We start from the raw sequence: 11,626 nt of genomic DNA on the forward strand, positions 1-11,626 counted from the left end.
GCCTGGGCCTGCCTGCCCATTGTTTCCAGATGATGACGGCGGACACTGTAACGAAGCGACTCTGTTGGCAGCGTGACCCAACAATGACAAAGCTGTCATTTTCGACTGAAGTCGTTGATATCGTCCTTTGGCCCACTAGAATGGCACCGATGAGGGGATGGGTGAGAAAATGAAGATACTGATTGTCGAAGACGAGGTGAAAACAGGGGAATACCTCAGCAAAGGGCTGACCGAGGCGGGGTTTGTGGTCGATCGCGCCGACAACGGCCTCACTGGCTACCATCTGGCGATGACCGCTGAGTACGATTTGATCGTACTGGACATTATGCTGCCCGATGTCAACGGCTGGGATATCGTGCGTATGTTGCGTGCCGCCAGCAAAGGGATGCCGATTCTGCTGCTGACCGCGCTGGGCACCATTGAACATCGCGTAAAGGGGCTGGAACTGGGTGCCGATGATTATCTGGTCAAACCCTTTGCCTTTGCCGAGTTGCTGGCGCGTGTCAGAACGCTGCTGCGCCGCGGGGCCAATATTATTCCTGAGAGCCAGTTCCAGCTGGCGGATCTCAACTTTGACCTGGTGTCACGTAAAGTGAGCCGCGCGGGTACCCGCATCACCCTGACCAGCAAAGAATTCACCTTGCTGGAATTCTTTATCCGTCATCGCGGTGAGGTCCTGCCCCGTTCGCTGATTGCCTCGCAGGTGTGGGATATGAATTTTGACAGCGATACCAATGCCATCGATGTTGCGGTTAAACGGCTGCGGGCAAAAATCGATAATGACTTCTCCCCCAAACTGATCCAGACCGTACGCGGCGTCGGTTATGTGCTTGAGGTGCCTGATGAAGATTAAGCGACTGCGCCGTCCTGTGTCGCTTGAAATCCGGCTTACCTTCTTTATCAGTCTCGCCACCATCATTGCCTTCGCCACCGCAGCCTGGATTATGCTGCATTCAGTCCAGAATCACTTTGCCGAACAGGACGTGACCAACCTTAAGCAAATCAACAGCACGCTGACAGCCATTCTGAAAAATCCCGGCGAGACAGAACAGCAAAAAGTGGCGAAAATCGACTCCATTCTCGACAGCTACCGTTATATCTCGGTGATGCTACTCAGCCCGGAAAATCAGGTTTTATACCGCTCGGCAGACGGACCAGACCTGATGTCGCTGGTCCACAGCACAGAAGTTGATTCCGGTGAGGTATTTTTGTGGTCAGACCCGATGGGCGCGCATGCTGCCCACAACGGCAATCGCAGCTACCGGGTGATGGCCACTGCCGTCAGTTCACCGTACAACGGGCACACCAGCACTGATCGGCTGCTGATCGCACTTTCGATTGATTTCCACCTGCACTACCTGGACGCGCTGAAACATAATCTGTTAATCATCGCCTCAGCCATTAGCCTGTTGATTATCCTGATCGTGTTGTTTGCGGTTCACCAGGGTTATCTGCCGTTACGCAACGTCAGCCAGCAAATAAACAACATCACCTCGAAAAATCTGGATGTCCGGCTGGAACCGGATAACGTGCCGATTGAGCTGCAACAGTTGGTGATGTCCTTCAACCATATGATTGAACGTATTGAAGATGTTTTCACCCGTCAGGCCAACTTCTCCGCCGATATCGCCCATGAAATCAGAACCCCCATCACCAATCTGGTGACGCAGACGGAAATTGCCCTCAGCCAGCCGCGTACGGTGAAAGAACTGGAGGATGTCCTGTATTCCAGCCTGGAAGAGTACAACCGGATGGCGAAAATGGTCAGCGATATGCTGTTTCTGGCTCAGGCGGATAATAATCAGCTGATCCCGGAACGCATCCCGCTCGATCTGCGCACTGAAACCATCAAGGTGTTTGAGTTTTTTGAAGCCTGGGCGGAAGAACAGCAGGTAGGGCTGACCCTGGCGGGCGACGCGGCGCTGGTTCAGGGTGATCCACTGATGCTGCGTCGCGTTATCAACAACTTACTTTCCAACGCCATTCGCCATACCCCTGCGGGTGAGTCAGTTACCGTTCATCTCCAGCAGCGCGATGCCTGGGTGGAGCTGAGGGTTGAGAATCCAGGCATCCCTATTGCGCCGATGCATCTGGCACGCCTTTTTGACCGGTTTTATCGTGTTGACCCGTCACGCCAGAGAAAAGGCGAAGGCAGCGGCATTGGGCTGGCCATCGTCAAATCAATCGTCACAGCCCATCAGGGGGAGATTCACGTCGCCTCTGATGCGGTATCTACCCGATTTACGTTGTTGTTGCCCCGGATTCAGAGCTGAGCATAAACCAGTCGTGGGACCGGGTCTGTAGCGCCGCGACGGGGCACTACTATTGCTCACCCATTTCCCATGCAGGGAAATTCTTTTGAATCATTGCCCCTGCTGCGCAGGCATGGACATAATGTCTAAGTCTGGCGAACTCAAAACCCGCATATTCCGACATCACTCCGCCCTCTTTTTCTTTTATGACGATCATATCGTCCAGAATGGTTTTTCCCTCTTCCTCCGTTAACCTGTCCTGCTTAATCAAACTGATAACTTCAGTAGCAAAAACCTCTGCAACTTTACCCGTGTAGGGTCGCAAAAAAGCACGGCCAAAGAGCGTTACCTCAAACCAGGCATAACCCACATCTTCAACCACTTTATCGCTGAGTTGCTTAATCATCTCCTGTTTATCCAGCAAACCTGCCCTCAATGCTTCCTTTATAAAAGAGAAATAGTTAGTCAGCAGATGGCAATTTTTATCTGGTAAGCCAGCCAGAAAATTGATGATAGTTTTACCCGCCTCACCTTTTATGGTCAGGAATTCGGCACGTGAATTTTCTGGGACATGTTTGAGACAGAATACGAAATCCTTAACTGGCAACCCCGTGATGGCCGCATAAAACAATTCCTGTTGTAGAATTTGTGTTTTTTCAGTCAGGAAGGTATTGCAGATATTCCTTTGATCTATTCTTTCCTGAAAAAGTGAAAAGCGGCTCCCATCCCAGCGACCTGGAACAGCGGTGAAGTATGACAAGGTATTACCCGGTTCATCGGTCACAAACTCGATGCTATCCCCTTTATTAATGAAGGAAAAAATATCGCATTTTCGTATTTCTGCTGTCTCCTCCAGCGCAGTGGAAAAGTATCCGGTGGTGTGCGTCGGGTCGTAAACCACTATCTGGCAGAGGCCTTTCTGGCAGGAAAGCACCGCCGCCATGGTATGGTGCATCGCAACGGTGAATTCATGCAGATTTTCCTTAATCATATGCGGGCGAGAGTAAATGAGGAACGGTTTAATAAAAACCTTATCACTCTGCATCTTACGCAATTCCGAATAAAAAAATTCGCCCCACAACTGATAATCAACCAGATGATTTTCCTGTCCGTAAGCAAGAATCGCTAATGTTCTTTCCTGGGTATTTTCAGATATTTTATTCGCAATGGATCCTGCATCTTGCGTCGATAAACTCAGCGATTTTATGACCTGTGCAACATCAGGTGTATTTGCCAGAAATACATCAATAAAATTCATGGCAAAATTATTGCATTTTACCGGGGTGGCTGAGTTTAAAAACAACACCGAGTCATCATTGAACTTTGCTTTAACGATATCCAGCCGGGAAATTATCGGCTGAGGTGAATTCGTATAAAGGGAAGGTTTATCATTGACATTTTTAACGCTGGTGGCAGGGAAACTGAAATCATCTTCCGCTACCTGGTCAATAACCGCCAGCAAAGAACCTTTCGCAATCGATTCTATCGGCATAGTCGCTCCTTGATTTTTAGGAAATCCATTGCCGGAACCTTACTGCTTACCTCCGTGACATGCTAAATATTCCTGCTTTTATCAGGGTAAAATCAGGAGTCGTCGCGGCACGATGTAGTCCACATCGCACCGCGACGGTTATTGCTCCTTACGCCATGGTTTTCAGCATATGTTGCGCCAGTCGCAGGCTCAGTGCCGCACCGGTCAGTGTCGGGTTCATACAGGATGCTGAAGGCATCACGCTGGTCCCGGCAATCCACATATTCGGATGGTCATGGGTACGGCAATCGCTGTCCACCACCGAGTTTTTCGGATCATCGCCCATAATGGTGGTGCCCATAATGTGCTGGCGATCCTGATACTTGGTATCGATCGACAAAATTTCCGCGTTCAGCAGTTCGGCGAACTTATGGAAATCCTTGATACCCTCGTCCTTACCCGCATGCCAGTAATCCGTGACACTGTAATAAATCTCCGGTAACGGAATACCAATCGCATCCTTTTTGGTTTTGCTCGGCGTCACACGGTTTTCCGGCAGCGGCAGCGTTTCAAAATCGATGGCGAAGTTCAGCGAGCGCGCCGACTGGCGGCGAATCTCTTCATCGAGTTTTGACCCCAGTACCCCTTTAGCGATCAGCGACGCGGTGTAATCGGCGGTCGGCACGGTGTTACGCACTTTGATCTTGTAGCTGGGGAAATCCTTGCGGAACGCCCCATCGCGATTATTCAGATACACCAGCAGTTCGGTCGGTCCCTGTCCTGGCCACACATCTTCCGACATCATCACATTCATACTGATGCCGGTATGTCCCATCAGGTTACGTCCTACCTGATCGGAAGAGTTGGCGATACCGTTGGGATATTTTTCCGAGGTGGACATCAGCAACAGCTTCGGTGATTCAATGCCGTAGGCTGCCAGCACAAAATAATCGGCGGTTAAGTGATGTTCCGAACCGTCCGGTTTTTTGTACCAGATACCGGTAATCTTACCGTCGTCTCCGGCTTCGATACGGTACACCACCGCGTTATCCAGCAGTTTCGCACCCAGCCGTTCCGCTTCATCGATATGCATCGAACCGTCGTACTTCGCGGCAATCGGACACACCGGGTTGCAGTTGTTGTTACCAGCGCACATCGGGCGTTTGCCCCACGGCTTAGTCGCGCGGCCGTTCGGCTCCAGCACGGGGTTATAGCCGCCCTTGCCGAGCATTTCTGTCAACCGGTCAAACATATAACTGGTGGGCAGACCGGGCATCGGGAACGGTGTGGAACGCGGTGGCCAGGCTTTACCACCCTGACCGCTTTCGTCCTGGCCATCCATGCCGGACACACCCAGTTCATGTTCTGCTTTGCCGTACCAGGGTTCCAGCTCGTCATAGCCGAACGGCCAGTCACGTCCGCGACCGTACAGCGTGTTGAGTTTGAAATCATTGGGGATCATGCGCCACAGCGCCGACCCAAAGTGCCAGGTGGTGCCGCCCACCACGCGCAGATATTTGGTGGAATATTTCACCGGCCCAATCTGTTGCAGATAATCACCGTAGGTGGAGGGGATATGCGGCGGATTCGGATAAGGTGAGCCGACGCCCTGCAATTTGATGTTGGTTAACGACATCTTGAAGGGCGAGTTACGAAAACGCTCAACAATTTCCTGCCTTGAGACGCGGGGACCGGCCTCAAGAATGATCACCGATTTACCCGCTTTCGCCAGTTGGGTGGCAATCAGTCCGCCCATTACGCCAGAGCCGATGATGATGACATCGGCATCTTTATTTTGTGCACTCATGCGCGTTCTCCTGCTGTTGCCACTTTACCCGGTTCTGTTACCGCCCAGAAAAAAGGTCCGCCGCCGTAGGTCGGCACCACCAGTACGTCACGCGTGGGCAGATACATCAGTGCATCGGCGTAGGCGATCAGCTCCAGATCGCTGCCATCTCCCACCACGCCGGAATACCAGGCGGAGATGATGGTGCGCGCGGTTTGCCAGTCGGCATTATCCGGGCCGGTGGCAGCAAGGAAGTCGTCAACATGAGAAAAATGCTGCTGTTGCAGCAGGGTATGCAATGCATCCAGCTTTTGAGTGAATTGTGCATCATGCTTTGTCAGCGCGGCATAGTAGCGCTGGCCGAGGATTGGGCTGACCGGACGACTGACCAGGAAGCTGGAAATTGCCAGGAACGGATTGTCGGCCATCAATTCTGCCGCCCGCCCGCGTGCCGGGAAAATCGTGTTGCACATCGCGCCCAGTGAAAGAATCCCCATGCCCTGCAGCAACCGACGCCTTGAGAGCGAAATGTTATGCGCCATGATGTTTTCTCCTGCGCGAAATCGAAACAGCCAGCACAATAATGATCAGGACAACCACGGCACCACCCCAGGTCAGCGGTTGTGCCAGCCTGGCAATCAGCGGAGGTTCGCCGCCGTTACGGATGGTTTTCACCTGTTCAGGTGTAACGGTGAGTTGCGCATTGCCAAAATTTTTCAGCACGTAATTGCTGACATCGGCAATCTGCTGATCGGTCAGACGATCGGTAAAGTAGGCCTCCGGGCCAAAGCCAGGCATATCCACCGGCTTGCCGTTAACCGTGCGATGCACGCCATAAACAATGGTGGCGATCAGGTTATCGGCCTGCGGTGCGCCGGTGGCGGTGTTGTGGAACAGTGAAGGATAGACAGCGTTGCCTGCACCATCCGGCTGATGGCAGTTGGCACAGGTGCTGCTATACACCGCCCAGCCCGGATCAGGGTTTGGCAAGGCGCGCAGCGCAGCTTCATTGACCGCCGGCTTACCCTGGTTATCGCGAGCCGGAAGGCCAGGCTGGCTGACAGCCGGGATCTGGCGCAGATAAGCTACCATCGCGTTGATATCATCATCCGACAGATATTGCAGGCTATGCTCAATCGCTTCGGCCATCGGACCTGCCGCCTGCGCTTTGCCTGCCACATGACCGGTTTTCAGGTATTGCGCGATTTCAGCATCGCTCCAGTTACCAATGCCCGCTTCACGATCCGGGGTGATATTCGGTGCGTACCAGCTGCCGAGGCTGCCGCCAGACAGTGCCTTGTCGTTATTCTGCCCCATCAGCGCATTACGTGGCGTATGGCAGGTATCGCAGTGTGCCAGCGCATTCACCAGATAATCACCGCGATTGACGGCCGCCGATTTACCCGCATCCGGGGTAAAACGCTGGTCATCAGCGAACAATAAATTCCACACCATCATGCTGGCGCGAATATTAAACGGGAAAGGCAAATCAGTTTGTGCAGGAACCTTATCGTCCGGTTTCACTCCGTGCATAAAATAAGCATATAACGCATGAATATCGTCATCGCTAATTTTGGCATAGGAGGTATAGGGCATCGCCGGATAAAGATTCTGCCCCTGTTTATTAACGCCTTCTCTTACCGCCTTAGCAAAATCCGCCTCGCTATAATTACCAATTCCTGCGATTTTTGATGGCGTGATATTGCTGGAAACGATATTCCCCAGTGGTGAGGAAATAATATATCCCCCACCCATTTCTGCACCATGATCGGGTGCGGTATGGCAGGCTCCACAGTCTGCTGCAATAGCCAGATACTTGCCTTTCGCAATAAGCGCCGCAGAGTCTGTCGCATTTTCAGCATGGGCTGAAAATGTGGCAGACAGCAGAATGCTCAACGCGAAAGGCAGACAACCCCGTCTAACCTTTCTTGCCTTCATTTTAATTGCTTCCGGTAAATAATAATTAGAATAGTTGAAATAATACGCACATCCCGACAGGTATTCCCTGCCGGGATACACAATAACAGATTTTTGATTACGTTATTTATACACGATCGAAACAAACCTAAACGAAACTACAACAACTCATAATCATTGAACACAATATTTTGATCGCTGGCTGCGGTGATATCGACTTTACCGGGTGAGGTCAGAAACGCATCGCCGGCATGAACCCAGAGTTCCTTAACCCGGTTGGGATGGGCATGATCGGCCAGCAGTATCCGCCCTTCGGTGAAGAACACCCTGACGCCCGGGCCGTGCTGCACATACTCGCCAGTGCTTTCCCCGGGTTTCAGCGTCACCTTCCAGCCTTTCACCGTGGGTTTATCCAATACCGGTTGGAAAGCGTCACTGGCGGGACGGGTTGCGCCCCCAAAATGTTGTGGTCCGGGAATATTGATCTCAAACGCCACCTGATGATTGACGTTATTCCCGGTGTTGGTGACTTTATCGGTTTCGGATTTACCCTGATGGGCACCGAATTTGACATTGCCGCTTTTCATTTCGGTGTTATTCGCCGGTTTATCCGGGTATTCGATTTTCACCGTGCTGCCCTCGATATGTGTATTGACATAATCGAGGTGTTGTTCATGAAATAACGTGCTTTGTCCCGGCTGGATAAGTACGCGCATCACGGTGACATATTTGTTTTCCAGGATAACGTGATGCAGTGGTTCAAGATGGGTAGCGACGACGTGTTCCGCCGCATAAGTCGGCATTCCCGTGCTGAAGGCAGCAGAAAATAAAGCCGCACACAGCAGCGCCGGACGAATGTTAGCCATAAGAACTCCTTGTTTAACGCATGAGAATATTAATAACCGGACATAACTTATTTATTCGACGATAGTCACCCAATTCGCACCGGCACCGGTCGGAACGCGCTCAATTAAAGACAGCTTGCCGCTTTGCTGATCGATGGAATATAGCGCGACCTTATCCGACTTCTGTCCGGACTCGATTAAATAGTGACCGCTATTATCAATAGCAAAGCCACGCGGCTGAGTTTCGGTTTGCGTGCTGTTAATCAATTGCAGTCGGCCATCTTCTGGCGATACCCGAAATGCGGTGATATGGCTGCTGGTCCGTTCGGTGGAATACAGGAAACGGCCATCGGGGGTGATATGGATATCTGCCTGCCACAGGCGCGGTTTTGCCGATTTGGGCAAATCGTCGTCACCGGTTAATGGGCGCGCCTCACCGCGCTGCATATCGCGGGCGATGGCCGGATCGAGTGACGGCATGGCCTCATGCTCGGTCATGGTGCCGTCATCATTCAGCGTCAGGCGCGAGATATTACCTGCCATCTCGGTCAGCAGATACATGTTTTGCTGTCCGGCCCGATCGCGCTGGGGCGCAAAGACAAAATGGCGTGGGCCGGTGGCGGCTTCGCGCTGGATATTCACAAAAGCGGGAGAATTCGCACTGACCTTGCCGCTGGCCGCGTCAAAGCGGAACTGTAACAGCTGATCCGCGCCTAACAGAGGTACAAACAGGAAGCGGTTGCTGGGGTCAGTCTGGATTGCATGGGCACGTTTGCCGGTGTGCACCACCTGCACCGGGGCACTTTCCACCTTACCATCCGCCGCGATGCGGTTGATGCTGAACAGATCGCCACCATAAGATGACGACAGCAAAAAGCGACCAGTTTTATCCAGCGCCACATAAGCCATCGCTTCTGGCAGCGGCGTATCGGCGAAATGGCTGAGTTTGCCATCCGCAGCAATATGCCATGCCGAGACGTGATAAGGCTTGCTGCGTACCGAGACATACAGCATCTTTTTATCGTGCGATACCACCATCGGCATACTTTTCAGGCCGGTCGGATACTCGCCGATCGGTTGCAGGTGGTGATGAGCCTTATCCAGTTGATACGCCGTGACGGTGCCGCTGTCACCATTCGAGACATAGACGTAGCTCGGTGTTTCCTGTGCCATCAGTGATGTAGCAAAAAGCATCATACCTGCCGCCATTAACGTTTTTTTCATCGTCTTCTCTTTATATCGTCTGCTCGTTGTAGGGTACAGCGTGAGTTACCAGCGGGTATTGAAGTGCGCGCACAGCTCCTGCACTGCTGCATCGGCCAGCGCGGCGGGTTTATCCGGGCAGTTCAGCCACAGGCGCGCGGTTTCTTCCAGCTCCTCCAGAGCAAAGCTGGCGGCCGAAACCGATGCACCCCAGATAACCGGCCCCAGGCGTTCCAGCATCACCCCGCGCACCTCATTCGCCAGTCCGGCCACCTGCTCTGCCACCGCCGGATGGCCAGGACGCTGGTAGCCGATGAGCGGTATGCGCCCCACTTTCATTACCTGATAGGGCGTCAGCGGCGGCAGAATGCTGTCGCGCTGCCATACCCCGGCCAGCGTCAGCTGCACCAGATGGGTCGAATGGGTATGCACCACCCCCTGCGCTTCGGTATTGCGGTCATAAATCTGACGATGCAGCAGCAGGGTTTTCGATGGCTTATCGCCGGACACCCACTCACCGTCCAGACTGACTTTGGCAATGCGCGCAGGCTCCAGGTGACCAAGGCAGGCATCGGTGGGGGTGATCAGCCAGCCATCTTCCAGCCGCGCACTGATGTTCCCCGCCGTTCCGGTGGTGTAGCCACGGTTGAACAAGTCAGCACCGACCTGGACAATCTCCTCACGGATCTGATTTTCACTTTTCATAACAGCTCTCCTTTTTTGCTGGCGGTTGTCACAACATCAACGTCGTCAGCAGGGGTGAGTTTGAGGGGTTCGATTTTTCCCATGATAAACATGAAGTTAACGGCACCGAGCAAACAGATACCGCCCGCCACCAGCAATGGCACCACGAAAGATCCGTGACTCAGAGTCAGCATCAGGCCGGTAAAGGAGGCCGTGACAATCCCGGCGAGATTACCGGCGAAGTTCTGGATACCACCCAGCGTGGCCACATAACCGGAAGCCGGTGCCACATCGGCGGGTAAGGTCCAGATATTGGCGGCGGTGAATGCCAGACCGGCATAGGTCAGCGAGAACAGCGTCAGGATCACCGCGATGCTGTCGGTAAAGGCAGCGAAAGCAATCACCGACGACAGCAGCATCCCGGCAATCAGGCAGGTTTTGCGTGCGGTGGTGAGGCTGAAGCCTTTGCGGTACAACCAGTCGGACACGACGCCGCCTAACAGGCTGCCGGGGATACCCATTAGCGCCGGGATCGCGCCGAGCGTACCCAGTTCTTTCAGCGAGAAGCCGTGTGCCATGGTCAGATAAGTCGGGAACCAGGTGACAAAGAAATAGGTGGCGAAGTTCATGCAGAAGAAGCCAATCATCATGCCCCACACCGTGCGGTAGCGGAACAGCGCGCCGATTTTCACACTGGCATTGGCGCTCACTGTCGGTGCGGCGCGATCTTCCAGCAGGTTCTGGCGTTCAGCATCGTTCAGCCCCTTCATATCCTCCGGTTCACGGTAGAACGCCAGCCAGATCACCACCCACACCAGACCCAGCGCCCCGGTGACCACAAAGGAGGTTTCCCAGTCCCAGGTACTGATCAGCCAGGCCACCAGCGGCAACGCCAGCGCACTCCCCGCACGCGGACCCGCATCAAAAATGCCGCTGGCTGTCGCACGTTCTTTCTTCGCAAACCAGTTGTAGACCACCTTGGCGCAACCCGGATAACCACCGGATTCGCCCACACCTAGCATCAGGCGAGCCGCAAAAAGCGAGGTGAAACCTTTACCAAAGGCGGTAAACACGGTAAATAGCGACCACCAGCCCACGGCCAGCGCCAGCCCGACGCGGGTACCCAGTTTGTCGATAATGCGACCCGCCGGGATTTGCAGCAGGGCGTAAGTCCAGAAAAAGGCTCCGAGGATCAGCCCCATGCTGACATCATCCAGCCCGAGATCGGCTTTGATATGCGGCGCAGCGATCGCGAGGTTGATACGGTCGATATAGTTAATGGCGATGGCGAAAAAGCAGAACACGATCATCAGCCAGCGAATACGTGGATATCTGCGCATGGTGAATTCCTTTATGATTTATTTATGAGTAACAAGAGGTTCTGCTGCCGCACGGCGGTCATCAGAGGCTGTTTGTTTACCAAATGGGGTGAGAAGTCATAAAACCGTTAATTAAACGTGAGCAGGCC

Annotated in this window: 10 protein-coding genes; 2 read left to right on the forward strand and 8 right to left on the reverse strand. The window is 53.3% G+C overall.

From position 1 onward, the window contains the following. The first annotated feature begins 169 nt into the window (after nt 1-169). Nucleotides 170-853: a copper/silver response regulator transcription factor gene (locus tag AC6I8X_RS27800; protein ID WP_299456615.1), complete on the forward strand. Its 684-nt coding sequence runs from the start codon at nt 170-172 to the stop codon at nt 851-853. Beyond that, complete coding sequence (locus AC6I8X_RS27805; protein WP_313682126.1) at nt 843-2,273, forward strand: Cu(+)/Ag(+) sensor histidine kinase; 1,431 nt, start codon at nt 843-845, stop codon at nt 2,271-2,273. Before AC6I8X_RS27800 ends, AC6I8X_RS27805 begins: the two co-directional genes overlap by 11 nt. Nucleotides 2,274-2,322: 49 nt before the next feature. On the opposite strand, the gene AC6I8X_RS27810 is transcribed toward AC6I8X_RS27805, so the two are convergent. The 8 genes from AC6I8X_RS27810 to AC6I8X_RS27845 all read right to left on the reverse strand — a co-directional run bounded on the left by AC6I8X_RS27810 (nt 2,323) and on the right by AC6I8X_RS27845 (nt 11,498). Then, the gene (locus AC6I8X_RS27810; protein ID WP_497842020.1) at nt 2,323-3,744 is read right to left on the reverse strand and encodes a hypothetical protein; all 1,422 of its coding nucleotides are present in this window, start codon (nt 3,742-3,744) and stop codon (nt 2,323-2,325) included. 148 nt (nt 3,745-3,892) lie between these two features. Beyond that, entirely contained in the window at nt 3,893-5,530 is a 1,638-nt protein-coding gene (locus AC6I8X_RS27815) for a GMC family oxidoreductase (RefSeq protein ID WP_299456621.1), read from the reverse strand. Continuing rightward, a complete protein-coding gene (locus tag AC6I8X_RS27820; protein WP_497842021.1) occupies nt 5,527-6,051 on the reverse strand; it encodes a sugar dehydrogenase complex small subunit in 525 nt (174 codons plus the stop codon). The genes AC6I8X_RS27815 and AC6I8X_RS27820 overlap by 4 nt, the downstream gene beginning before the upstream one ends. Beyond that, nucleotides 6,041-7,447, reverse strand: a complete 1,407-nt coding sequence (locus AC6I8X_RS27825) for a c-type cytochrome (RefSeq protein ID WP_313682133.1) — start codon at nt 7,445-7,447, stop codon at nt 6,041-6,043. Before AC6I8X_RS27825 ends, AC6I8X_RS27820 begins: the two co-directional genes overlap by 11 nt. A gap of 137 nt (nt 7,448-7,584) precedes the next feature. Then, nucleotides 7,585-8,292 (reverse strand): hypothetical protein, encoded by a 708-nt coding sequence (locus tag AC6I8X_RS27830; protein ID WP_299456628.1) that lies wholly within the window; start codon nt 8,290-8,292, stop codon nt 7,585-7,587. 51 nt (nt 8,293-8,343) lie between these two features. Further along, complete coding sequence (locus AC6I8X_RS27835; RefSeq protein ID WP_497842022.1) at nt 8,344-9,495, reverse strand: lactonase family protein; 1,152 nt, start codon at nt 9,493-9,495, stop codon at nt 8,344-8,346. Nucleotides 9,496-9,540: 45 nt separating this feature from the next. Then, nucleotides 9,541-10,179: a 3-oxo-tetronate 4-phosphate decarboxylase gene (otnC, locus tag AC6I8X_RS27840; protein ID WP_497842023.1), complete on the reverse strand. Its 639-nt coding sequence runs from the start codon at nt 10,177-10,179 to the stop codon at nt 9,541-9,543. Continuing rightward, a complete protein-coding gene (locus tag AC6I8X_RS27845) occupies nt 10,176-11,498 on the reverse strand; it encodes an MFS transporter (protein ID WP_299456634.1) in 1,323 nt (440 codons plus the stop codon). The genes otnC and AC6I8X_RS27845 overlap by 4 nt, the downstream gene beginning before the upstream one ends. Nucleotides 11,499-11,626 lie beyond the last annotated feature (128 nt).

This window comes from Pantoea sp. X-Soil-TKNS-1280, from assembly GCF_059730475.1.

Coding starts and splice junctions, on each gene's coding strand:
- AC6I8X_RS27825 (WP_313682133.1), bottom strand. CDS start 7,447: ATGAAGGCAAGAAAGGTTAGACGGGGTTGTCTGCCTTTCGCGTTGAGC.
- AC6I8X_RS27830 (WP_299456628.1), bottom strand. CDS start 8,292: ATGGCTAACATTCGTCCGGCGCTGCTGTGTGCGGCTTTATTTTCTGCT.
- AC6I8X_RS27820 (WP_497842021.1), bottom strand. CDS start 6,051: ATGGCGCATAACATTTCGCTCTCAAGGCGTCGGTTGCTGCAGGGCATG.
- AC6I8X_RS27805 (WP_313682126.1), top strand. CDS start 843: ATGAAGATTAAGCGACTGCGCCGTCCTGTGTCGCTTGAAATCCGGCTT.
- AC6I8X_RS27845 (WP_299456634.1), bottom strand. CDS start 11,498: ATGCGCAGATATCCACGTATTCGCTGGCTGATGATCGTGTTCTGCTTT.
- AC6I8X_RS27835 (WP_497842022.1), bottom strand. CDS start 9,495: ATGAAAAAAACGTTAATGGCGGCAGGTATGATGCTTTTTGCTACATCA.
- AC6I8X_RS27800 (WP_299456615.1), top strand. CDS start 170: ATGAAGATACTGATTGTCGAAGACGAGGTGAAAACAGGGGAATACCTC.
- otnC (WP_497842023.1), bottom strand. CDS start 10,179: ATGAAAAGTGAAAATCAGATCCGTGAGGAGATTGTCCAGGTCGGTGCT.
- AC6I8X_RS27810 (WP_497842020.1), bottom strand. CDS start 3,744: ATGCCGATAGAATCGATTGCGAAAGGTTCTTTGCTGGCGGTTATTGAC.
- AC6I8X_RS27815 (WP_299456621.1), bottom strand. CDS start 5,530: ATGAGTGCACAAAATAAAGATGCCGATGTCATCATCATCGGCTCTGGC.